Genomic DNA, 23419 nt, shown 5'->3' on the forward strand with positions numbered 1-23419 from the left:
GCCACTCTACCACGTAACCCGCTAGCGATTGACATCACGCGCGATTACCCTAACACTCATATCCGATATGTGGATAATAAACCCATTATACGGATAGGTGTATTCATGACTTTATTAAAGCCTGCAGCGGCAATGACGTTATTGGCGGTGAGTTGCCTGACCATCATGGTGGGCTGCGTTATCGTACCGGGATTGAGTGAGATTGCTGCGCGATTAGGAGTTTCACATCTGGCTAACTGGTTGGTAACGCTGCCAGCATTGGGCGTAGTAATGACAGGGCCTTTTGCCGGACGAGCGATAGACCGTTATGGCGCTTACCCCATGCTTCTTGTGGGTCTTTTCTGTTACGGCGGATTGGGCGTGGCGGGTGCCTGGTTACCCGGCGCACCCCTGCAGATCATTGATCGTGTCCTATTAGGCTGTTTTACCGCCGTAGTGATGTCGGCTGGAACCAGTTTAATTGCCAGTTTTTATCAGGCTGAAGCACGACTTAAAATGATGGCGCGTCAGGGCATGGCTATCGAACTTGGTGGAGTGGTGTTTTTACTTATTGGCGGGATTCTGGCTTCCTTGAGTTGGCGCTATCCCTATGCACTCTATCTTTTGTCCTGGTTGCTGCTCGCATTGGTGGTCATTTTGTTTCCACGTCCGCAACAGCAAATCGCCACTGAAACCAGGGATGAAGGCGCAACCAACAGCAATCGGGCATTGCGTCCGGTATTGCTGGCGGCCATCTGCTCCATGATGTGTTTCTATACCGCCATCATCATGCTGCCACAACGCTTTGCCGCGTTGGGCGTTAATGCCGCTCATATCGGGTATTTTCTGTCATTCGTTTCGCTGGTGGCCGTGTTGGCTGCAGCGTTGATGCCGCATGTGGCACTGCAATTTGGTCCTTATCCAACCCTGATCATGGCGTTCGTTTGTTATATGTTGGCGCACCTGGAGTTTGCTGCTGCACCGGACATGCTGCTGTGCCTGCCGGGCGGCATCCTGTTAGGTATGGGATTTGGCCTGTCAGTGCCTCTGGTCAACCATATGACGGTTGAAACCAGCCAACCGCATGAGCGTGGACGTCAACTGGCGCGTTTATCGATGGCAATCTTTGCCGGGCAATTTCTCGCGGCCTTTATGGCTTATATTCCCGGCCAGGTGGCGATGACCTTTATTGCCGCAGCAATACTGGCCGTGATGAATATTGTTGCTTTGCGTAAGTTCGCCGTGGTGAGGGATTAATCTGTCCGAAAAGGGTCGATGCATGTCCTCATTCATCGACGGCTTACCGTTAATATAGTGTGCAATCTCAATCATTCAGGATGCGCATGAAAACCATCATCAGTAAAAACTTTACTCCAGCCAAAGCCTGGGATGCCGTTGATATTGCCAATTTCGACGGTACCAGCGTCAGACTGCATTGGACTGATAAACCTTATCGCTGGCACATCAACGACGGCGAAGAGGTCTTTGTAGTGTTGGATGGTGCAGTAGAAATGCATTACCGCGAGCAGGGCGAAGTACAGAAAGTGATGTTGAATGTCGGTGATATTTTCTTTGCCAGTGTGGGAACAGAGCATGTTGCCCATCCGCAGGGTGCCGCTCGGGTGCTGGTGGTTGAGAAAGAGGATTCGGTATGAAACCACACTAACCGTAATCGGTAACGATTTGATCCGTTAGGCGTACCAGGAAATGAGTGAGCAATCAGGCACAAGCTCGTACGAAAAGTAACCACGGCAGTGCAGCTGGCGTGGTTGGCGGTGAGAGGTGATTTATCCACAGGTTAGCGCGCGGTCTTTTCACCTGAAATGTGGATAACATCCTGATCATTATGACAGTAGATGTGACAGTAACGCTGTGTATGATTAGCTGGATAATCATGATCGCACTAATAGTTAATATGATAATGGTAACGTGGGGTATTATTGTTTTCATCGAAGGCACACAGCCTTCACTCACAACCCGAAGGAATATGACCATGAAAACCATTAACACACTGACTATCGCTGCTGCCGCTGCTCTTTCACTGATGTCTGCTGCAAGCTTTGCCCAGAGCATTTCAGTAGAGTCTTCAACTCTGGATGGTGCAGAAGCGAAAGTTGCCGCTGTTGCTCAGCAGCAGGGCGCACAGTATAAAATCACTGAAGCAAACACCAACAACCGTGTGCACATGACTGCAGAACTGTACAAATAAGTTCAGTTTTCGCTTCAGCGTTAAGGCCGCCTTCGGGCGGCTTTGCTATTTGAGGCCTGATAAAACGTATCAGCTAATTGCGTTGACGAAACGCTGCGTTATTTGCTGAGGACGGGTAATCGCGCCACCGACCACCACAGCGTGCGCGCCCAGTTTTAAACACTGCGCCGCCATCTCAGGTGTTTCCACATTGCCTTCTGCAATCACTGGCGCCTTCACTGCTGTTAATACTTCACGCAGAAAGTGAAAATCATTTGTCGCCAGATACTTTCCGCGCGTTTCCGCCGTATAGCCATGCAGCGTAGTACCTACGCAGTCGAAGCCGAGTTCATCCGCCAGCAACGCCTCATCAACTGTCGCGATATCTGCCATCAGCAATAACTGCGGATAGCGTTGACGAATCGCCGCCACCAACTGCGGCAACTGCAGTTCGCCAGGCCTCTGATGTTGCGTGGCGTCCAGCGCGATCATCGCTGGATTCGCCACCATCAATTCATCGACCTCTTTGAGCGTGGCAGTGATATACACATCACTGCCTGAATAATCTCGTTTGATAATGGCGATAATGGGCAAATCCACGGTTTGCATAATCTGCTCTACATCGATCAGACTGTTGGCGCGGATTGCCGACGCGCCACCTTGCTTCGCGGCTAATGCCATACGCGACATGATATAGGCGCTGTGCAGGGGTTCATTTTCCAGTGCCTGACAAGACACCACCAGTTTCCCTTTAATTTGCTCCAGCATGTTTGCTTTCATAGCGCGAGTAACTCCTCAACTTCATTTTTGATAATGGTGACGTGCGGGCCATAGATCACCTGTACGCCGTTGCCACGCTGGATAACCGCGCGAGCGCCCGTGGCCTTCAATGCGGCTTCATTAAGTTTAGAACTGTCGTTTAGCGTGATACGCAAACGTGTGGCGCAGCAGTCAAGTTCGGCAATATTGTCTTTACCGCCCAGCGCTTCAATCACCTGCAAAGGGCGTTCGCCAGCGGCAACTGGCAAGGTATCGATGCTGACATCTTCACGGCCTGGCGTTTTGAAATTGAATCGAGTGATCAGCAGGCGGAAGGTAAAGTAATACAGCAGGAACCATGGCACGCCGACCAGGGGCACATACATCCAGTGGGTTTTCGCTTCACCCTGCAATACACCGAACAGAATGAAATCGATTAAACCGCCGGAGAAGGTCTGTCCAATGGTGATGTGCAGGATGTGGGCGATCATAAAGGCCAGGCCATCGAACAGCGCGTGAATCACATATAACACTGGCGCCACAAACAGGAACGAGAACTCAATCGGTTCGGTGATCCCAGTCAGAAATGAGGTGAGGGCGGCGGATAATAACAAACCGGCCACACGTTTGCGGTTCTCGGGTTTGGCAGTGTGATACATCGCCAGACAAGCCCCGATCAGGCCAAACATCATGGTGATAAAGCGGCCCGACATAAAGCGCGCCGTCCCCAGATAAAACTGCTGCGTATTGGGATCGGCCAACTGAGCGAAGAAAATGCGCTGAGTGCCTTCAACCAGATGACCATTGACCATTTCACTGCCGCCCAAAGCGGTAGTCCAGAAAGGCAGATAGAAGATGTGATGCAGACCAAACGGGCCGAGCATGCGCAACACAAAGCCGTATATGAAGGTGCCGAAATACCCCGTGGCATCGACCAGTCCACCCATACCGAATATCAATTTCTGAAAATGCGGCCAGACGATGGTCATTGCCGCGCCAACGATAATCGCCACAAACGAGCTAATAATCGGGACGAAGCGTGAGCCACCAAAGAAGCCGAGAAATTGTGGCAGGGCAATTTTGTTATAGCGGTTGTGCAGTAACGCGGTGACCAGCCCGATCACAACACCACCAAACACGCCAGTTTCCAGCGTTTGAATGCCCAGCGCCATGCCTTGACCCACGGCACTGAGATTACTGCTGGCCAGCACGCCGGTGAGCGTCAAGAGGGCATTGATGGTGGCATTCATCACCAAATAGGCGAGCAGAGATGCCAGTCCTGCTGTGCCCTTGTCGCTTTTCGCGAGACCTACCGCCACGCCCACCGCAAACAGCACTGCGAGGTTGGCGAAGACCACCGAACCTGCGCTGGCCATGATGGTGAACACCCCTTGTAGCCAGGCGATATCCAGAAACGGATAGGCTTTAACAGTGTTGGGATTGGATAACGCGCCGCCAATGCCCAATAGCAAGCCGGCGGCAGGTAATACCGCGATCGGCAACATAAAGGATTTTCCAAAACGTTGCGCTTTTTCAAACCAGCCTCCTGAAGAGGCTCCACTGAACATTGACATAAATTTTCATCCCCGAAGTGTTGTTGTGGTAAAAATTATTATCATAATCTACTTCATCGGATGAAAATTACTACCATTAGTATGATAGCTTTCACTTATAATGAATTCTGCTGGCACAAAGCAGGGCCTTTACGCACACTAAGCGCCATCAATATTGGCTAATGGAGAGGTGTCATGACGGACAATGGAAATATTTTGCTGCATCTGAAGCAGGGCTTGCCGGGCTACAGTCCTGCGCTGCAAAAGCTGGGCGACTTCATCCTGACCGAACCGCAGAGAGTGCTGTATCTCACCATTACCGAATTGGCGAAAGAGACGGACACCAGCGAAGCCAGCGTGACGCGCTTGTGCCGCAACCTGAGTTGCAAAGGCTACACCGAATTTAAGATGGCGCTGGCGCTGGATGTGCAGCAGAGTCAGCCAACGCTGGCAGCAACGGGCGATCCGGTTGATGCGCTGGTGGAAGAGTCGGTGCAGGCGCTGCGCGATACCGGAAAATTTATTGATCGCGAGGTCTTACAGCAGGCAGGTGCGGCGGTGCATCAGGCGCGTTCTATCCAAATCTATGGCGTGGCTGCCAGCGCGATAACCGGCGAATATTTGCATTATCGTCTACTACGGCTGGGCAAACCCGCGCAGCTGTTTGGGGATATGCATCGTGCGGCCATGAATGCTTCGACCCTGGGTGAAGGTGATTTGGTCATCGCGATCTCTGCTTCCGGTTCCACCAAAGATCTGATGCATGTGGTCAATGTGGCGAAGAAGCGCAAAGCTCAGGTGCTGATGCTAAGTAATACGCTGCGCAGCCCGATGGGCAATCTGGCGGATATGTTGCTGGTGGCGGCGCGACCGGAAGGTCCACTTAATGCCGGAACGTTGAGTGGGAAGGTAGGGGCGATGTTGCTGGTTGAGGCGTTAATGGGGGAGCTGATGGCACATGATGCGCATTACGCCACTGCTAGTCAGCAAACGGCCAGTGCCACATTGCCGATGCTGATCTAACCGTAATGTAAGTCGCTCTCAATCCCAACATGACGGAAAAATCGGTGCGCAGCGATGCGCACCCGAGAAGATACATTTACTCACTCGCCAGCGCGGCGACCGGATCCATACGGGCAGCTTTGCGCGCAGGCAAATAACCAAAAATCATGCCGATAATAGTGGAGCAGGCGAAAGCTGCCCCCGCGGATTCCCATGAGTAGATGGCTGTCAGTACACCGCCTGCCATCAGGCTAATCAGCGGACCGATCACCAGTGAGAGTGCCACGCCGAGTGAACCGCCAACCAAACATACCAGCACCGCCTCAATCATAAACTGCTGCATGATATCGCCACGCCGCGCACCCACGGCCATACGCACGCCAATCTCATGCGTTCGTTCGGTGACGGACACCAGCATAATATTCATCACGCCGATGCTGCCGATCATCAGCGCAATCGATGCCACCATCAAAATCAGCAAGGTCAAGGTGGCTGCTGCCCCTTCAATCGCTTTGCGGTACTTATCGCGGTTAAACATCAGGAAGTCTTTGGTGCCATGGCGCGCAGTCAATAGTTGCGTGAGAGATTCCACCGCCGGACCGCTGACCACATCATCTTTGAGTTTAACGCTGATACTCGTGAGCGCTGTTTGCCCACTGATGCGGTACATCATGGTGCTCCAGGGCAGCCACACGTTGAGACGATTGGGCGAAATGCCGTTATCTTCATGCGCCACACCAATGACTCGCACCGGCACAGACCCTAACACGATCATTTTTCCGATGGGGTTTTCATTGGCTGCAAACAGCTTATTGCGCGTATTGATATCAATGATGATCTCTTGCCGGGCATGGTGTTCATCACTGAAGTTGCTGCCTTCGGTGAGTTTGATGCCCTGAATCTCAAAGTAATCTTTGCCGACGCCCGATACGGATGCTTTCGACGAGTTGGAGAGATAACGGATCGGCTGCGTCGAGAGCAGCTCAGGGCTGACTTTGTCGACAAACTGCTGGCGAGCAATCACATCGGCATCCGCCATCACCAGCGTCAACACCGGATGCGCATCATCTTCGGCGAAATCACCGCCGGCATACACGGACACCACATTCGTCCCGAGACCGGAAATACTCTCCAGCGTTTTTTCACGCGCACCTTGTCCAAGCGCGACGACAGTGACGACAGCGGCAATGCCAAAAATAATACCGGTCATGGTGAGTGCGGTGCGTAAGCGATGCGTATTCATGGCATTTAGCGCCATGCGCATTGACTCGCGCAGGCGATCAACAAATCCGCGCAGCTTGCTCTGACTTCTGCTCACCATTGGCTGATAGCGCGATCGCGTCGCCTCTGTTTTTGGCCCGCTGTCAGCAAAAATTTCGCCGTCCTGGATTTCGATGATGCGGTCTGCGTGTTGCGCCACTTTCATATCGTGTGTGACGATAATTACCGTATGACCGTCACGATTCAGGTCATGAAGAATGCGTAACACTTCCTCGCCAGAATGCGAATCCAGCGCGCCGGTCGGTTCATCGGCGAGAATAATCTCGGCTCCATTAATCAACGCTCGCGCAATACTGACGCGCTGCTGCTGGCCACCAGAGAGTTCACCCGGTTTATGGTGTTCACGGCCTTTGAGACCGAGCCGTTCCAGTAATTGAGCAGCACGCGCCCGCCGCGCATGCCCCGGCAAATTGGCATAAATCGCCGGGATTTCGACGTTGCTTAATGCGGTCAGGCCCGGCATTAAGTGGTAGCGCTGAAAAATGAAGCCAATATGTTCACGGCGGACTTTCGCCAGCGCGTCCGGAGAGAGTGACGCGGTATTCTGGCCTGAGATAAAATAGTGACCGCTGTCGGCGGCATCCAGGCAGCCGAGAATATTCAGCAATGTGGATTTGCCCGAGCCGGAAGGGCCAATGATCGCGACCATTTCGCCACTGGCGATCTGCAAATTGATATCTTTCAGCACATGCAAAGATTCTGAACCGTTAACATAGCTGCGCTGAATGTTTTTCAGTTCGATCAAGCTCACATCACCACCTTGTCCGCACCGGCGGCTTGGGTAGCAAGGATGACTTTCTCACCGGCTTTCAAGCCGCTGAGAACCTGAATATCAACGCTGTCTGAAATACCGGTGGTGATAATACGTTTCTCAGGCTGATTCTCCTTGTTCGCCACCTCGACAAAGGTCTTGCCTTCCGCGTCTTTTTTCGTTGCCTGTACCGGAATCAACAGCGCGTCTTTCGCAGTGTCGCGCAGCAGATTAACTTGCGCGGTCATTGAGATGCGCAGGGTGTTATCGGGATTGGGAACATCGAGTAACGCATTGTAATAAATGGCGGCATTGGTACTGCTGGCCGGCGTACTTTCACTGTTGCCCATCAAGGCATCATCTTTCATCACCGATTCGGGTGCCAGTTCAATGCTACGCAGCGTCGCGTTGTAGCGTTTATCGGGATTGGCGAAGGTGGTAAACCAGGCTTGCTGGCCGGGGTGGATGTTGGTGATGTCCGCTTCGGAAACCTGCACTTTAATGGTCATGGTGCCAAGTTGCGCCAGCTTGGCGATGGTCGGCGCGCTCTGCGCGGCGTTAACCGTCTGGCCCTGTTTGGTCACGATGGCGATTACCGTGCCATCCATCGGTGCCATGATGCGGGTATAGCTGAGATCGAGCTGCTTCTTGTCCACCTCAATTTGTGCCTGAATGACGCGCGCTTTTTGCGCCGTCAACTCAGCACGCGCGGTGCTCCACGCTTCTGCCGCTTCGTCAAAATCCTGGCGCGACACCAGATTGGCTTTGATCATTTGCTGCAAACGTTTGAACTGCGCATCCTGTCGGACTAAGGTCGCTTCGCGTGTCTCCAAATCGGCTTGCGCCACGCTAAGCGCGGCCTGCGCATTGCGTAAATCACTGCGCTGTGGCTGATCGTCAATTTCAGCGATCAGTTCGCCCTTACTGACGTTATCGCCCGCTTTGATATAGAGCTTTTTCACCTGCCCCGATACCTGTGCACCGACGTTGACGCGTTCGATTGCGTCCATTTTGCCCGTCGCGGCGATGACGTTCTCGATGTTGCCTTGACGCACAACGGCGGTGACCAGTGGGTTCGGTTTTGGTCGTGAACTGCTGTAGGCCCAGACCAGAATAATGATCGCCAAAATAGCGATCGCGACCAAAAGCCGCTTTTTAGAGGTATTCAACATAAGCATCCCTTTAATGAAGCGAGAATAGTAATCACTAAATGCAACAAACAGGAGAAAATTCGTCAGGATTCCTGCATTAAATCGGGTGCGTTGAGAAAAAAATGAAAATTTTCCGAATAGAAATCATCGTTGAGTTGTTTACCGCTTAAATGGCTCTAATTTCGGATGCCACTCCGCGAGGATAAATGAATGATGAAGATGATGAATCAGGTTCGCTGGTTTGCCGTGCCGGTTTTGCTGATGGCGTTACATGCACCTGCGGCACTCGCCATGGGCGATGACGACAGTGACAAGAAACCCCCGGACTGTCCGAAAGGGCAGGTTTATGACAGCAAAACCAAATCCTGCGTGCCGGAAAAAACCAGCATGCTGAGTGATGAGGATAAGACGAATTACGCCTACCACCTGGCGAAAAAAGCCGAGTATCAAGCTGCGCTGACGTTACTGGATACGTTGCACAATCAGAATACCAAAGAGGCATGGAATTATCGCGGCTACGCCACACGTAAACTGGGCCGCACTGACGAAGGGATGCGTTACTATCAGAAATCGATCGCACTAGACCCCAAATATGCCAAAGTGCGTGAATATTTAGGTGAAGCCTGGATGATCAAAGGCCGACCGGATCTGGCTAAAGAGCAGCTCACTATCATCAAATCGCTGTGCGGTGTGAAGTGTGAAGAGTATCAGGATTTGCACGCGGCCATTAATGGTCACCCTGAGTCCTGATGACCGCTGTTGACGGAGGATAGAAATATTACCAGCACTGAAGTCCGTCAACATCTGGCGGCGCATCTGACGCGTATGTGGCGTTACGCGATGGTGTTATCGCGTAATAAAGATGTGGCCGAAGAGTTAGTGCAGTCCACCTGTGTGCGGGCGCTGGAACGCAGCGCCCAGTGCACACCGGGCACACGCATCGATCGCTGGCTGTTTACCGTGCTGCACTCCGTGTGGATCAACGAACTGCGCGCGCAGCGGGTGCGCATGGGGCAGGGATTCGTCGAGAGTGATGAATTGCTCGCTCCCGACCATCAGCAACACAATGAACAGCGCATGCAATATGCCAAAGTGATGCAACGGGTTGGGCAGTTGCCAGAGGCACAGCGCAACGCGGTATTTTTAGTTTATGTCGAGGGTTTTACCTATCAGGAAGCCGCCGACACGCTGGCCGTACCGATTGGAACCATCATGAGCCGCCTCGCTGCGGCACGCACTACTTTAGCCAGCGCAGTGACAGCGCGGCCTGCGGTACAGGAGAAACGCTTGTGAATGCACCACGATTTACCTCGCCCTATGCCGACGAAGCTATCGTTGCCTGGCTGGATGGTGAAATGCGCGCGGAGGATGCGCAGGCGTTTGAAAACGAACTAAAGCGCAGTGAAACGTTGTCAGCACGGACGGCTGAGCTAATGAAAAGCAATCAACCTTTTGCGGATGCGTTCGCGCCAATGCTGGATGAGGCGCCGCTGGAGCGTATGGAGTCACGACTGGCGTACCTGCTGGACAACACGCCGTCCGCACCGAAAAAAGAGACTGTTCAGGTTAGCCGTCGTGCGTTGATCGCAGCATCAGTCAGTTTTCTGCTGGTGGGCAGTGCCGTCGGTTTTTGGGCCAGACCCGTCGCGAAAGCTGAACAGGATGAGAGCGCGCGAATACGTGAACTGGAAGCACAATATATGTCGCTCTATAGCCCGGAAACGTTGGCGGATGTCGACAGTTCGCCACAGGTGTTAGCGCGTTCATTACAACGCACGGCGCGCGACCTCGATCTGCGTCTGACGACTGAGCAATTGACGCTTCCTGAAGCGAGCTTGAAAAGTGTGCGTATGTTGCGCTACGACGATTCACTGATCACTCAAATCGCCTGGAATCACAGCAATTACGGTCCGATGGCCCTGTGTATTTCGCGGGAAGATGCGAGTAAACAGAGTGCATTGGCGCAGGAAAAACGGCACGGTATGAATCTGGTGTGGTGGCATCGCAGCGGATATCAGTACGTGCTGATTGGGCGCAATCCTGCTGATCAGTTAAAACGTGCGGCGCAGGTGTTGAGCGCCGCTCTGGTGTAATTTATCAGTGATCACTCATTATGCCCCTGGGATGCAGGATACAAATATTGCAGGGGCGTATTGATAGGAAGTTCGCTTAAAGGATGCCCAACTGCTGTTTCAGTTGCGCAATCTCATCGCGCCATTGTGCCTGCAACGCCGGTTTTTGATGTTTGGGCTTACGCTCTCTATCTTCATCCAGCTTGCTTTCCAGATCACACAACGCCAGCAGCAGCGCATCTTCATCGTTGTACGATTCAGACGTCACGGACAGAACATTTACGGTCTCGCTGTCTGACGGTTGTTTGGCACTCAGTTGCTCAATCACCGTTTCAAAGTCATGCCACTCGCTCAGTTGCTGATCCTGAATCAGCCAGAAACGGTTACAGCTGCTGGCGATCAGATTGCGATCGTGCGACACCAGCAACACCGCTCCCTCGAACTGATTGAGGGCGGCTGCCAACTCCTCTTTACCCAGCATATCCAAATGGTTGGTGGGCTCATCCAGCAGCAATAAGGAATAGCGCGCGAGTGTCAGCCCGACAAACAGCAGGCGTGAGCGTTCACCGCCACTCAGCGAGCCCACTAATTGCTGATGACGGAGATAAGGGAACCCCGCACCTATCAGAGCCATCTTTCGCTGGTCGTCACTTAGAGGGGCAAAATGCGCCAGTGCCTCGTTGAGGCTATCCTCATCAAGCAATTGCGTGAGGCTTTGGTCGTAATAACCTAACTTTGCACGCGGATGAAACAGTGTGGTGGTCTCACGCTGGTATTCCAACCAGAGTTGGCGCAGCAGCGAAGATTTCCCGCTGCCGTTGCGGCCCACTATGGCGATGCGGTCGCCGCTTTTAACCTGCAGGCTGGGTAACGAAAATAACGCAGGCGCGTTCTCCGCTGGGCGAATGTGCATTTCAGTCAGCGCCAGCACCCGATCGGCATTCAGCGCTTCTCCCAGTAATTGAAGACGCCATAGGCTGCCTTCGGTCAACGTGGTTTGTGCCTCTTTCAACCAACTGGCGCGTTTCTCCATTTGCTGCGCTTTACGCGACAGACCTTCGTTGTCGTAGGTGCGTCCCCAAATTGCCAGCCGTTTGGCACTTTTTTCGACGCGCTCAATCTCATTCTGTTCTGCTAGATAACGTTGTGCATCGGTTTCATCCTGCTGGGCCAGTGCTTGTCGGGCAGCGGAGCAGGGCAGGCGGAAGAATTGCAGGGTTTGATCGCGCAGGATCCAGCTGCAATTGGTGACCTGATCCAGCAAGGTGCAGTCATGTGAGACCAGCACAAAGCTGCCTTTCCAATTTATCAGGAACTGTTCCAGCCAAAGCAGCGTTGGAAGATCCAGATGGTTGCTGGGTTCATCCAGTAACAGCAGATCAGGCTGGAGAATAAGTGCACGCGCCAGCAGTAACCGCATATGTTGACCGCCACTCAACGTGGCTGCCGTTTGGGTATGCTGTTCAGCATCGAACCCCAGCGAAGAGAGTAGCGCTTCCGCTCGCCAGGCTTCACTGACCTGTTGCTGTTCTGGCAGACGCGCAATCACGCTTGTCAGCAGCGTGGCTTGCTGGAGCTGAGGGGGAAGATGTTGCTCAATTCGCGCCAGCAAACAGTGGTTGGCTAACGTAACGCTGCCCTGACTGCTTGCAAGTTCACCGCTGAGGATTTTTAGCAGGGTACTTTTTCCCGTGCCGTTATCACCGAGCAGCCCAATGCGATCACCTTTTTTGAGGCTGAAATTGATGTCGTGAAATAGGGTACCGAAGGCGTTATCAAAGCCGACAGCGTGTGCGGATAGTAATGTGCTCATGTGCTTACTCATAAGTTGCAGGCATGCGAACGCCTGACGTCAAAAACTGCTGACGACAACCCGGTAAGCCGGAGGAAGGGATGAGAATTTCAGTAGACTTCGCTCAGGCGGATTATCGCAGCACGAATGCAGTGATAGCTGAGCGCGGCCAATTACTATAAAAGTGTGAGTAAATAAACAATTCACACGATGGCATAGTAATCCTCCTTATTTATCAGTAGTGAGTAGGATGGGTTGATGATAGTCACCTGGGCTGGCATTATCCACAGAATATTCGCGATGTTGTGAAGCCACAGCCTTTATACGGACTTGATGTCACACATTCTCATTAATTCTCCACACTGAAGGATTCACGGATGAACAATACAACTTTACCCCTCGTACTCATTCCAGGTTTTATGCTGGATGAAACACTTTGGGATGATTTTGTTTGCGCCTATCCAGATGACAGAACCTGTATCAGAGCCAGCTTGAGCCACGGCGAAAGCATCACCGAATATGCTGACAATATCGTGGCAACCTTACCGCCGCGCTTTATTTTGGTCGGTTTCTCACTGGGAGGCTATGTGGCAAGAGCCATCGCCGAAGCCTTTCCCGAGCGTACTGCAGGAATGGTTTTGGTTGCCACTTCACTCCGTGAAGATCCTCCTGAACAACGTGAGTTACTGGATAAGGCGTCACAAACGGCCTTAATGGGTGATTTTAATGGCTTTAGCCAGGCGGTGCTGAAGCCATCGCTACATCCCTCTCGACGGAATGATGCTCAACTAATTGATAAAATTCGTGTTATGGGGAAACATCTCGGTGCAAATGTTTTTCGAACACAAGCCATGCTTGATCGCAGTGGTGTCACGCAGCAACCGGTGAGTTGCCCAATATTGGTTATTGCATCTGAAGGGGATGGCCTGCGCGGTCTTGAAGAATCCCGAGAGATTGTCACTTTATTGGGGGGCGATATGGAAATTATCGGTGACAGTGGCCATATGTTGCCCCTTGAGCAACCTGTTCGACTCACTTCTGTCATCGCCGATTGGCTTGAAAAACAGCACTTTGAATAAAAAGTGCAGAGCTTATCTAAAGCTCCATTGAATGGTGATAACAAATACCGAGGGGATAATAATCCCCGATTCAATGCCGAAATAGGGTGTGAAATTATATTGAAAGCCATGATAAATATAGGGTGAGAATCCTATTCCGGTGGCCTTTTTAAAGTCGTGATAGGAACCGTGATCGCCACAATCCTTAAAGGCATCGAAAAAAAACTCACCGGTGTAGCCGTAGATACCTTTAAAGGTCCAGCCATCATCCCAGGTTTTCCAGTCTTTTCTCACCCCTAACGCAAGACAGCGATCGTCAAAGCTGTTTTTCATGGTGCCGATCAGGACGCTATAGGTGGAATCTTCGGACAATTTTCTTTCTACCGAAAAGAAGTTATTCTCAAAATTTTCAGTGTATTGCCCATGATTCCCGGTCAGATGATAAACGTAGGAACCCGTGTTGATGGAATATAGGTTAATTTCGCTCGCTGGGCACTGCAGCGAAATGAGTGTTAATACAATCAGTAAGCCCCATAATAATCTGAGATTTGTTCTGGGGGATTCTTCTGTTATTTCATTCATTTTTTCCTCACCACTGGCAATGCGATAATGAAAAAAAAGCGAACAGCAGCCTGAAGGGTTGACTCAACATGTTGATTGATTAGTCAGAATGATCAGAGCTTTGAAATTTCAGATAAAGATATTTTATACTGATAAAATCATAGACGATGACGTATTTTAGCAGGTTTTTTGAAAGGGCAATATTGCGAAGAGAAGCGCATTATAAACATGCCTGGTTATATGATTAATAAATAAGGGATTCGTTTAAATAAATCATTCATGTACAGTTTTCACGGAATGATGTGTTCCTCATCCAATAAGGGGTAACCCGTGATAGGTTGCAAGCCTGCAAGTTATTGGTCATAAGCCGATTGAAGATTCTCCACCCCAACGCTGCAGCATAACCAGAATCTCACGCCCGGTTATGCTGAACTACACAGGGATGGAAAGTAGAATGACTTCATTCCTGAGTGCAGTTTTAACCTTGATCCACCCAGATGAGCTTATCCACATCAAACCCCAGCCTTTGCGCGATAGCCAGGTACTGTTTTTTCACTTGATTCGGAAGCTTCGGCTCTCGCGACAAGATCCATAAATAACCCCGATTTGGACCGCTCACTAGCGCGTATTGATAATCATCATCCAATGCGATCACGTTATAGCCGCCATAGAACGGGCCAAAAAAGGAGACTTTAAGCGCTGCGGTATCCGATTTGCCGGTGAAATAGGCCTTGCCCTCACTCTCACTCCACTCTTTTTTCAACGGATCATATCCACGATTCAGCACGTTTATGCCGCCATCGTTGCGTTGAGTATAAGTGGCTGTGACATGATCTTTGCCGCGCTCAAAGCGGTGATCCAGTCGGGCGATTTCGTACCATTTGCCCAAATAGCGGTTGGCATCAAAAGGGCTGATAGGCGTGACACCTTTTGGTGGCGTCGGGGATTTACAGGCAACCAGCGTTAACGATAACGCGGCAAGTGCGGCGATGGGCCATATTTTCATTACTGCTCCTTTATCGATCCTGATCCGTATTAAAGGGTATGTCAGCATGATTATAGGCAAGAAATATCGAGGCGGCCCTTAGGCCACCTGATGCAGGGGATTATTTCTTCTCTTTATCTTCGTCAGCCGGAATCAGTGGCTCATCAATCGCAATAGAGGTGCCTGACTTCAGCAACTGAATATCGAGTATCACGTAGGTCATGGTGGTGATAAACAAAGAAATCACGCTGCCAATCACGCCACTGGTGGTAAAGGTGAAGTAGTTGTACATCACCACCCAGGTCACACAAATAAACAGGGCAAGCGCAACGTTAATGGCTGACTGTGAATAGTTGGTGGTGCGAGCGCCCATCTCATTGATTTGCTTATAGAGGTTGGTGCCAACGTATTTCTCCAGCACAAAAATGCCTTGATCCCAACTGCGCAGGCGTCGCGCGCTGCTGCGGGTGAAGAACAGGAATAACAACGAGACAAACAGACCGGAAAAGGCGATCAGCACGGGGACAGCTTCTAATGCATACACCAAACTTTTGTGGCTGGGTGCTTGTGCGGTGAGATCCAGCGTCAGCGAGGCGCCCAGGACGGCATAGAGGAAAATAAACAACGCTAAAAACACCGCATTGCGTTTCCAGTCGAGTTCCGCTTCGTGATTTTTCTGCTGGCGAGCGATGTCGAGGGCGTGTTGTAAACGCGTGTCGCTGGATTGGGTATCCACTTGCCCTATCTCTTCTCCGAGCAAACGGTGAATAAACGGCTGATCGGCCGAATCAATGGTGATGCGCATAACTATCCTGATGGCGTAACTATCGAGGTGCACAGTGTAACGCAATTTCGGCCGCAGGCAGGAATCTGCGAGACAACACGCAGTTTCAGTGCTGCAGTTGCTCATGATTTGAACATCATTTGTACACTTTACTCTGCGGTCACTGTCGGCCGTGTACAGCACGACGGAGGAATAGCCTATGTCGTACGTAGATGGTTTTGTCGTTGCGGTGCCTGAAGTTAATAAAGAGGATTACCGTGCCATGGCGGCCAAAGCAGCGCCGCTGTTTAAGGAGTTTGGTGCCACCCGCATCGTGGAGTGCTGGGCAGATGATGTGCCTGAAGGCAAGCTCACGGATTTTTATCGGTCGGTGAAAGCGGAAGAGGGAGAAACAGTGGTGTTCAGCTGGATTGAATATCCCTCACGTGAAGTGCGTGATGCGGCCAATCAGAAAATGATGTCCGATCCGCGGATGAAAGAGATGGGCGAAAACATGCCGTTTGATGGCAAAAGAATGATTTACGGCGGTTTCTCGATTCTACTCGAAGAGTAATGTGCAGGGCGCGTCGGCGCCCTGCACATTTCTGTCGCGGTCAGGCATGCGAGAGGTTACGGCCACTGCTGACACTGTATGACGGTTCGATAACCATCGTGATCTTGATATGTTTTTCCGTTTTGATCCCAATATGGGTTGAACGAATCAATCTGTACAAATCCCGCCAATACCATTTGCTGGCATGTTTGCTGCCACCTATCACGCTCGGGTAAATACAGCACCAACAGATCTTCTGATGAGGGTGAAGGGATGACCGGATGCGAAGTGCATTGTGTATTGGCGTTGCTAAATCGTCATGAATTAACGCTATTTTTTCTTAATTCTAAACGGGATGGAGAGCATGATGAGCTATGTCAGCGAGATGAGAACCTTAGTTGGACATCGTATGTTGCTGCTTGCGGGAGCGAACGTCATCATCCTTGATGATAAGCAACGTATTTTACTACAACAGCGATTAGACGGAAGCTGGGGACTACCCGGTGGGTTGATGGAACCGGGTGAAAGCCTCGAACAAACCGCTGTGCGTGAAGTGAAAGAAGAGACGAATATTGATATCGATGAACTTCATTTTTTGAAAGTCTTTTCTGGCAAAGAATTTACTTTTACGTTTAATAATAACGATGAAATCAATGTTGTCACCGCCCTTTACTGGTCAAAAAAATGGCATGGTAGTTTAATAAATGATAAAAGTGAGGGGTTGTCATTGGCATTCTTCACCACTGATGATATGCCCGATAATATGAGCGAAGAGTATCAGCTCTACCTTCGTTACTTTGTCTCAAAATAAATCGTCATCAGATTGGATTACGTGGCCATGCTCTGTACAACAAACGCCACGTCAACAAGGAGTTAGCATGCTGGATATCATCCATTTCCCCCTGTTCCTCATTTCGGTATTCCTGCTGTGTATCACGCCGGGGCCGGACCTCGCTTATGTGATCGGGCAAAGCGTGGCCAATGGGCGACGCAGCGGCGTGATATCTGCGAGCGGTGTGGCGCTCGGCAGCTGTACTCATGCGTTGGCCAGTGCAATAGGCTTAACGGCGTTAATTACCGCCTCGCCGATGTTATTCACAGCGATTAAATATATCGGGGCTGCTTATCTTATTTATTTAGGTGGCAAGATGGTGTGGGAAACATTTATTGTCAAACCACAGGGATGTCGCTCACAGACTCAGGTGCCACGCTCCAATACACGTAATCTTTTAGTACGCGGTTTTATTACATCTATCACTAATCCCAAAGTGTTATTGTTTTTCATTTCGTTCTTCCCACAATTCGTCGTGGTAGAGGGTAACTATCATGCGAGTTCCTTCCTGCTGTTGGGACTAACATACGCGGTGATTGGGTTGATGACTGATGTGACGTTTGCCCTGCTGGCGGGCGGTGCTGCGAGTGCAGTATCGCGCAACATTACGCTGCAAAAGCTGCTGGATCGTATCGTCGGTATGACATTCATTGGCATGGGAATTCGCCTGGCCCTGACCCGACGTTAAAAATGCAGAAGAGACAGCAAGTCTGATGATTGGCGATAGCGACTTAATCGGGTAACGTGAAGTGTCTTACGTTACCTACAAAATAATGACCGCACGCTAAGTTGCAGGAGAGCTCGTTCATGGCCGTTAATCCCAATATCATCGGCATCGTCAGCGATGAATTCACCAACCCAAATACCGTCACGATGCTGAATGAAATGACGCGCCAGTTAAACGCGCGTGGTTTAGTGACGCTGTTGCTGAATGTCGATTCAGCAGAAAGCTATCAACGTATGTTGCAGAATGCCGCATCTTTGCCGCTGGCGGGGTTGGTATTTCTGACATGCCTGTTTGAGGATGAATTGCATACCGCAGCAAAACTACTGCCTGACGTGGCGACGGTGCATTTAAGCCAGAGCCGTGAAGCAGGTGCTGAGGTCGTGATTGCCGATGGTTTCGATGCGGGTGCCGAGATGGGGTTATTGTTACTGTCTCAAGGACATCAACGCTTTGGCTTTATGCACAGTCAGCAGCAGGCCGATCCCGCGCGTCAAATGGCAGGCCTGGTGTCCAGCCTTGAGGCAGAACATAAAACGCTGAACATTCAGCTGGTGGCCGGGGCTAACGATCGAGAACTGGCTTATCAGACCATGATGGCCTACCTGAAGAAAACCCGTGCAGCGGAGCGCATTAATGCACTGTTCTGCGAAAGCGATGTGCTGGCCTTTGGTGCATTGCAGGCAGTGCGCGATTTTGGCCAGGGCGCACACGTGGCAGTCGTAGGTTTTGATGATGTGGATGAAGCCCGCGCCTCAACCTGGCATCTGACCAGTTGGGCACAGCGTCGTGACTTGCTGGTCAACGAAGCACTGAATCGTTTACTGGAAAACCGTGCTGATACAGGCAACGCCTGGCAGCAAGGTGAGTTGCAGGTGCGTCACTCCCATCACGGCAAATATGTGCCGGGAGAAATGTCGCAGTGTGGTTGTGCGATTCGACACTAATTTTATTGGGTCGCCAGGCCGGCGACCCGCTGCAATCAATTCTCTAAACGCCCGACCAGGCTAGCAGAACCCAGCGCGTGACCTTTCAATTTTGCGACTAACTCAGTGTGACTCAATCCTGCAGGTAAGCTGCCTTTTGCAAGATCGGTTGCCACCATCACAAAGTTATAGTGGTGATAGCCCGCGCCAGCGGGTGGGCAAGGGCCATAATAGCTTTGGGTGCCAGGTGAGTTGGTGCCATAGCTGAAATCTCCGCCCTTATTTAATTCACCCTGTTGGAATGCTTTGCGCGTAGCATCAATGTTGTATGCCAGCATATGTGTCACTCCCAAACCCTTAGCGCCAGCCGGATCGGTCAGCAGTAGCACATAACTTTGAGTGCCTGCGGGCGGATTGGACCAGTTGAGAGCGGGCGAGATGTTTTCGCCGCTACAAGACAGGTTGTGCTTATCGTTGCCACCCAATGCTTTCTTCATCACGCCGTTATCGGCGAAGTCTGCTGACTTAAGCGAAAACGCCGCCGCATGGGCAAACAGTGGCAGGCTGCTTAAGCAGAGTAGGGTCAGTAACTTCTTCATTATTGCTCCTCAACAAGGACGGGTTGTGCGTGCGACAGTTGATCCCACGCGTGAAAATTAGCGCTGGGCTAACGCCGTTGGCTGACGCGCCGAATAGAGCACAACGATGGCGGAAAACAGGGCAAATGCGGCAGCACACAACAACATGCTGGCAAATCCATCGGCGTAGCTGGTAATGATGAGTGGTTGTAAAGAGACCTGATGAACGGCGTCATACATCGCCAGTGCATGGCGGAAATCGCCGGCGATAACCTGCGCGCAAAAACCGGGTTGAAGGGGCAACTGCGCGTGTAGCATCGCTGATTGTAATTGCCACTGTGTGCTGGCCGCCAGAATCGCGCCCAGCGTGGCAAATCCTAACAAAATGCCGGAAAATCGGGCTGTTGTGCTGATACCCGATGCCATTCCTGCCTGCTGCGGCGGTACGGTTGCCATAATCGCCTTTTGGGTTTCGCCATTGAGCAGCCCACCGCCACTGCCGAGTAGGGCCATACCCGCCAGGGTCAGCTGCAAATGGTGTTGGTACACGGCAGTCGCAATCATCATGTTGCCAAAGGAGACGGTGACCAGGCCAAGAGCCAGTAAAGTGGCGGCATGCAGGCGTTTGCCGAGCCAGCGCGCCACAACAGGAAACAGCAGCATTGCCAGAGCGAAAGGCAGCATACCCGCTCCGGCCATTAACGGCGTCATTCCCTCAACATTCTGTAATAACAGCGGCAGTAATGAGGTCATAACTTGCGCGGTGGCAGCGTAAGCAAACATCGCTAATACTGCGCCAATAAAGGGGAACGAGCGGAAAAGTTGCAGATTCAACATCGGCCTGCTTTTGCCACTTTCCACACGGATAAACAGGCCAACCCACAACGCGCCGAGACACAATCTGCCCACCACTTCACGGCTCAACCAGCCATGTTGCGGCGCTAATATTAATGCCCAGGTCAAACAGAACATGCCTGCGATAAACAGCGCGATGCCAGGTAAATCGAGTTTACCCGCGTGTTCATGCCTGGATTCCTCAATGTGGCGGGTGACGGCCAGCATCAGCAGGGCACAAATAGGAATATTGACAAAAAATGTCCAGCGCCAGCCAAGCAACGTACTGATCATGCCGCCGGCTAACGGTGCCAGCACCATGGTCAATCCCATCACACCGCCCCAAATCGCCCATGCCCGGTTACGTGCCTGACTATCGCGAAAGCTGTGCGCGATAATTGCCAGTGCTGGCGCCAGCAGAAATGCGGAGCCAATACCCTGAACCGCACGGGCAATATTGAGTGCCAAAACGCTGGTCGCCATGCCACAGGCGAGTGAGGCCAGTGCAAACAGTAAAATGCCGCCGAGAAAGAGTCGGCGTCGGCCAAATTTGTCTGCCAGCGACCCTGCCGGCAAAAGGAGTGAGGAAAAGCTCAGCACGTAAGCGCCAATGACCCATTCCATGTCTGCAAAAGAAGCATGCAGACCTTTAGCGATGGTTGGCAACATAACGCCGACGATATTGGTGTCGATTACCGTCAATGCGCAACCGGTTGAGGCGACGAGTAAAACACGATTCAGATGGCGATGGTCGAGCGCGATGGTAGCAGTGGACATCTTTTCTCCCGCGAGCAAGGTAGTGAATGCTTTACAGCTTGAATCCATCACGGAAGTCATTCAATAAACAGTAATGGAGTTATTGTTAGGCAAAACCTAACAACATTTATATTGCTGGCGTTTCCGTTTCAGGTAATGATCGACATGTTCATCACACAAGATAAGTAGGAGGTAAAACGTGGAATTACGCCATCTACGCTATTTTCTGGAACTGGCAAAAACGCTGCATTATGGCGTGGCGGCTGAGAATCTTAATATATCCACGCCGACGCTGTCGGTGCAGATTAATCAATTGGAAGAAGAATTAGGTGCGCCATTATTTTATCGTACTCAACGTAAAGTCGAGTTGACGCAGATTGGAGAAATTTTCCAACAGGAGGCGCGTGAGACTCTACAACATGCGGAGCAGGCCAAATCCCGAGTACGTAGTGCCGCTCGCGGCGAACGCGGTTATATCCGCGTGGGCTATGTGGCATCCGCACTATTATCTGGCATTTTAACCCGGTTATTGACGAGCTTTAGTGCCAGCGCACCTGATATCTCAATCAATGCACGTGAATCAGTCATGGATACACTGGCCACTCAGGTCAGTGAACGTACTATTGATGTTGCCTTTGTGCGCGGTCCTGTGCCGTTACCTGCCGATGTCGGATACATTGAAGTCGAGCAAGATCACTTCGCATTGGCACTGCCGGATAACCACCCGCTGGTTGCGCAGGAACAACCCATCGAACCTGCGCAACTTAAAGGGGAAACCTTTATTTTGCCTGAACAAGTGTCTGGCACCGTGACCTTTGCACAGCGTGGTGGGTTTATTCTGAGTCGTAGCTGGTCGGCGGGCAGTTTAAATGAAGTGCTGGCCAATGTCGCATTAGGTAATGGTGTCGCGGTAATACCGGCTATTCTGGTGACTCAATTAAAATTAACCGGCATCACTTATCGCGTAATACCCGGAGCCGTTATTCCTTCATCCATTTGGTTCTTATATCGTAAACGCGAACGTACTCCCGCAGTGAATAAGCTGGTGCGCATGATTGAACAAAGCACCTGACTATTTTATTTGCAACGTCGCAACACGATCTTTCAATGCGCGTTCAATCGCCTTGCGGTGATAGGGTGACATTTTGCGCCACTCCTGTGCCTCTTTACGCGTACGGCCACAGGCACGACACCAGCCATTTTTTCCCTCAAAAATACAGACATCAGTACAAGGCGATTTTACAGACATGGAAATAATTCCTTATTGGGTGAGGCCACTGTAGCCATGGAACATCATATAGACGCCCACGATGGCAATCAGGGCACTAGAGAAGTAAGGTGCGCGGCGTGCAATATCGGCGAAACCTTTCCATCGACGGGATACATGCCTAACACTTAGCGCCGCACCTACGCCGACGGTCACCAGCGTAAGCGCCAGGCCGATGCTGAAGCAGACCACCAGCGCCGCACCAAGACTAAACTGCTTCACCTGCAGGCAGAGGAGGAGGACCGTGATCGCTGCGGGGCAGGGAATTAATCCCCCCGTCAGGCCGAAGAGAAGAATTTGCAGATTGCTGATTTCACGGCCATCAAAGCGTCGGCGTATGTCTTCCGCGTGCGCGCGCTCGTGAGCATCCTGATATTCCTGAGAACCTTCCGCGAACCTGGCCAATTCGCCATGATGTCCGTGTTCATGATGATGCCCGTGTTCATGATGATGCCCGTGCCCATGATGATGCTCATGCTCATGATGATGCCGATGCTTATGATGATGCCCGTGCCCATGATGATGCTCATGCTCATGATGATGCCGATGCTTATGATGATGCACATGCTCATGATGATGCTCATGTTCATGATGATGCCCGTGCTCATGATGATTCCCATGTTCATGATGATGATCCTGCTTATGGTCATGATCGTGGTGCTGGCGCCACGCTTGTGCTTCAGACCAGGTACGCCAGAACATCCAGGCAGCTGTTGCAATGATAATGAGGCCTGAAATCAGCTGCAGCCAGGGTTCGGCAGCTTCGGCAGTAAACTGCCGACTGATATACATTCCGCCCATCGCAATCAGCCATACCACCGCAGTGTGGGAAAAAGTGGCTGCCAGACCCAGCATCACCGCCTGGCGAACACTGCCACGGATGGCGACGATAAATGCCGCCATCATCGTCTTAGAGTGACCCGGCTCCAGGCCGTGCAACGCCCCAAGCAAGATGGCGCTTGGGATAAACAGCAACGCGCCAGACGTGCCCTGACTCAGCAGGGCAGCGAAATCATTCATGGTGTGCATCTCGTGTCGTGATAAGTTGAAAGCG

General features: G+C 51.5%; 26 protein-coding genes. 13 read left to right on the top strand and 13 right to left on the bottom strand.

What is annotated here, in order from left to right:
* The first annotated feature begins 105 nt into the window (after positions 1-105).
* The 3 genes from WFP70_RS21610 to WFP70_RS21620 all read left to right on the top strand — a co-directional run bounded on the left by WFP70_RS21610 (position 106) and on the right by WFP70_RS21620 (position 2188).
* Positions 106-1236: an MFS transporter gene (locus WFP70_RS21610; RefSeq protein ID WP_337024390.1), complete on the top strand. Its 1131-nt coding sequence runs from the start codon at positions 106-108 to the stop codon at positions 1234-1236.
* Positions 1237-1322: 86 nt separating this feature from the next.
* Positions 1323-1634 carry a cupin gene (locus tag WFP70_RS21615; protein ID WP_097119056.1) on the top strand — a complete coding sequence of 104 codons (312 nt, stop codon included), beginning with the start codon at positions 1323-1325 and terminating at the stop codon, positions 1632-1634.
* Between the two features lie 338 nt (positions 1635-1972).
* Positions 1973-2188 carry a YdgH/BhsA/McbA-like domain containing protein gene (locus tag WFP70_RS21620; protein ID WP_337024391.1) on the top strand — a complete coding sequence of 72 codons (216 nt, stop codon included), beginning with the start codon at positions 1973-1975 and terminating at the stop codon, positions 2186-2188.
* A gap of 69 nt (positions 2189-2257) precedes the next feature.
* Here WFP70_RS21620 and WFP70_RS21625 read toward each other — a convergent pair whose 3' ends face one another.
* Both WFP70_RS21625 and WFP70_RS21630 read right to left on the bottom strand, forming a co-directional pair.
* A complete protein-coding gene (locus WFP70_RS21625; RefSeq protein ID WP_337024392.1) occupies positions 2258-2947 on the bottom strand; it encodes an N-acetylmannosamine-6-phosphate 2-epimerase in 690 nt (229 codons plus the stop codon).
* Positions 2944-4500 (bottom strand): maltose/glucose-specific PTS transporter subunit IIC, encoded by a 1557-nt coding sequence (locus tag WFP70_RS21630; protein ID WP_160867489.1) that lies wholly within the window; start codon positions 4498-4500, stop codon positions 2944-2946. Before WFP70_RS21630 ends, WFP70_RS21625 begins: the two co-directional genes overlap by 4 nt.
* A 174-nt stretch (positions 4501-4674) precedes the next feature.
* Here WFP70_RS21630 and WFP70_RS21635 point away from each other — a divergent pair, with 174 nt between their 5' ends.
* Positions 4675-5502: a MurR/RpiR family transcriptional regulator gene (locus WFP70_RS21635; RefSeq protein WP_313377291.1), complete on the top strand. Its 828-nt coding sequence runs from the start codon at positions 4675-4677 to the stop codon at positions 5500-5502.
* A 76-nt stretch (positions 5503-5578) separates the two neighbouring features.
* On the opposite strand, the gene WFP70_RS21640 is transcribed toward WFP70_RS21635, so the two are convergent.
* A complete protein-coding gene (locus tag WFP70_RS21640) occupies positions 5579-7513 on the bottom strand; it encodes a MacB family efflux pump subunit (RefSeq protein WP_337024393.1) in 1935 nt (644 codons plus the stop codon).
* On the bottom strand, positions 7510-8685 hold the full coding sequence (locus tag WFP70_RS21645; protein WP_337024394.1) for an efflux RND transporter periplasmic adaptor subunit: 1176 nt from the start codon (positions 8683-8685) through the stop codon (positions 7510-7512). Before WFP70_RS21645 ends, WFP70_RS21640 begins: the two co-directional genes overlap by 4 nt.
* Positions 8686-8877: 192 nt before the next feature.
* On the opposite strand from WFP70_RS21645, the gene WFP70_RS21650 reads away from it, so the two are divergent.
* From WFP70_RS21650 to WFP70_RS21660, 3 genes are all read left to right on the top strand, one after another.
* Positions 8878-9414, top strand: a complete 537-nt coding sequence (locus WFP70_RS21650; RefSeq protein ID WP_442956366.1) for a tetratricopeptide repeat protein — start codon at positions 8878-8880, stop codon at positions 9412-9414.
* 75 nt (positions 9415-9489) lie between these two features.
* Entirely contained in the window at positions 9490-9957 is a 468-nt protein-coding gene (locus WFP70_RS21655) for a sigma-70 family RNA polymerase sigma factor (RefSeq protein WP_337024422.1), read from the top strand.
* Positions 9954-10757, top strand: a complete 804-nt coding sequence (locus WFP70_RS21660; protein ID WP_160867495.1) for a hypothetical protein — start codon at positions 9954-9956, stop codon at positions 10755-10757. The genes WFP70_RS21655 and WFP70_RS21660 overlap by 4 nt, the downstream gene beginning before the upstream one ends.
* Positions 10758-10833: 76 nt before the next feature.
* On the opposite strand, the gene WFP70_RS21665 is transcribed toward WFP70_RS21660, so the two are convergent.
* The gene (locus WFP70_RS21665; RefSeq protein ID WP_337024396.1) at positions 10834-12549 is read right to left on the bottom strand and encodes an ABC-F family ATP-binding cassette domain-containing protein; all 1716 of its coding nucleotides are present in this window, start codon (positions 12547-12549) and stop codon (positions 10834-10836) included.
* Between the two features lie 356 nt (positions 12550-12905).
* Between WFP70_RS21665 and WFP70_RS21670 the strand changes: the two genes are divergently transcribed.
* A complete protein-coding gene (locus tag WFP70_RS21670) occupies positions 12906-13607 on the top strand; it encodes an alpha/beta fold hydrolase (protein ID WP_337024397.1) in 702 nt (233 codons plus the stop codon).
* A 12-nt stretch (positions 13608-13619) separates the two neighbouring features.
* Here WFP70_RS21670 and WFP70_RS21675 read toward each other — a convergent pair whose 3' ends face one another.
* The 3 genes from WFP70_RS21675 to WFP70_RS21685 form a co-directional block, all read right to left on the bottom strand.
* Positions 13620-14168 carry a hypothetical protein gene (locus tag WFP70_RS21675; RefSeq protein WP_237448828.1) on the bottom strand — a complete coding sequence of 183 codons (549 nt, stop codon included), beginning with the start codon at positions 14166-14168 and terminating at the stop codon, positions 13620-13622.
* Positions 14169-14625: 457 nt separating this feature from the next.
* Positions 14626-15153, bottom strand: coding sequence for an outer membrane lipoprotein Blc (blc, locus tag WFP70_RS21680; protein WP_337024398.1), 528 nt, complete (start codon positions 15151-15153; stop codon positions 14626-14628).
* 100 nt (positions 15154-15253) lie between these two features.
* On the bottom strand, positions 15254-15937 hold the full coding sequence (locus tag WFP70_RS21685) for a RipA family octameric membrane protein (protein ID WP_058960967.1): 684 nt from the start codon (positions 15935-15937) through the stop codon (positions 15254-15256).
* Between the two features lie 178 nt (positions 15938-16115).
* Here WFP70_RS21685 and WFP70_RS21690 point away from each other — a divergent pair, with 178 nt between their 5' ends.
* Positions 16116-16469 carry a DUF1428 domain-containing protein gene (locus WFP70_RS21690; RefSeq protein ID WP_034829871.1) on the top strand — a complete coding sequence of 118 codons (354 nt, stop codon included), beginning with the start codon at positions 16116-16118 and terminating at the stop codon, positions 16467-16469.
* A 56-nt stretch (positions 16470-16525) separates the two neighbouring features.
* Here the strand turns inward: WFP70_RS21690 and WFP70_RS26835 are convergent, their stop codons facing one another.
* The gene (locus tag WFP70_RS26835; RefSeq protein ID WP_374754041.1) at positions 16526-16693 is read right to left on the bottom strand and encodes a hypothetical protein; all 168 of its coding nucleotides are present in this window, start codon (positions 16691-16693) and stop codon (positions 16526-16528) included.
* Positions 16694-16812: 119 nt separating this feature from the next.
* Between WFP70_RS26835 and WFP70_RS21695 the strand changes: the two genes are divergently transcribed.
* From WFP70_RS21695 to WFP70_RS21705, 3 genes are all read left to right on the top strand, one after another.
* On the top strand, positions 16813-17259 hold the full coding sequence (locus WFP70_RS21695; protein WP_337024399.1) for an NUDIX hydrolase: 447 nt from the start codon (positions 16813-16815) through the stop codon (positions 17257-17259).
* A 67-nt stretch (positions 17260-17326) separates the two neighbouring features.
* Positions 17327-17968 carry a LysE family translocator gene (locus WFP70_RS21700; protein ID WP_337024400.1) on the top strand — a complete coding sequence of 214 codons (642 nt, stop codon included), beginning with the start codon at positions 17327-17329 and terminating at the stop codon, positions 17966-17968.
* Positions 17969-18087: 119 nt separating this feature from the next.
* A complete protein-coding gene (locus WFP70_RS21705) occupies positions 18088-18951 on the top strand; it encodes a substrate-binding domain-containing protein (protein ID WP_337024401.1) in 864 nt (287 codons plus the stop codon).
* A gap of 35 nt (positions 18952-18986) precedes the next feature.
* Here the strand turns inward: WFP70_RS21705 and WFP70_RS21710 are convergent, their stop codons facing one another.
* Both WFP70_RS21710 and WFP70_RS21715 read right to left on the bottom strand, forming a co-directional pair.
* Positions 18987-19529, bottom strand: a complete 543-nt coding sequence (locus WFP70_RS21710; protein ID WP_337024402.1) for a YbhB/YbcL family Raf kinase inhibitor-like protein — start codon at positions 19527-19529, stop codon at positions 18987-18989.
* A gap of 57 nt (positions 19530-19586) precedes the next feature.
* Positions 19587-21119, bottom strand: coding sequence for an MFS transporter (locus WFP70_RS21715; RefSeq protein WP_337024403.1), 1533 nt, complete (start codon positions 21117-21119; stop codon positions 19587-19589).
* Positions 21120-21297: 178 nt separating this feature from the next.
* Between WFP70_RS21715 and WFP70_RS21720 the strand changes: the two genes are divergently transcribed.
* A complete protein-coding gene (locus WFP70_RS21720) occupies positions 21298-22170 on the top strand; it encodes a LysR substrate-binding domain-containing protein (protein ID WP_337024404.1) in 873 nt (290 codons plus the stop codon).
* Here the strand turns inward: WFP70_RS21720 and WFP70_RS21725 are convergent, their stop codons facing one another.
* Positions 22171-22347, bottom strand: a complete 177-nt coding sequence (locus WFP70_RS21725; RefSeq protein ID WP_034829866.1) for a DUF1289 domain-containing protein — start codon at positions 22345-22347, stop codon at positions 22171-22173.
* Positions 22348-22359: 12 nt separating this feature from the next.
* The gene (locus WFP70_RS21730) at positions 22360-23385 is read right to left on the bottom strand and encodes a nickel/cobalt efflux protein RcnA (protein ID WP_337024405.1); all 1026 of its coding nucleotides are present in this window, start codon (positions 23383-23385) and stop codon (positions 22360-22362) included.
* Positions 23386-23419 lie beyond the last annotated feature (34 nt).

The organism is Pantoea sp. USMM079 (assembly GCF_037153115.1).
GTDB lineage: Bacteria > Pseudomonadota > Gammaproteobacteria > Enterobacterales > Enterobacteriaceae > Pantoea > Pantoea communis.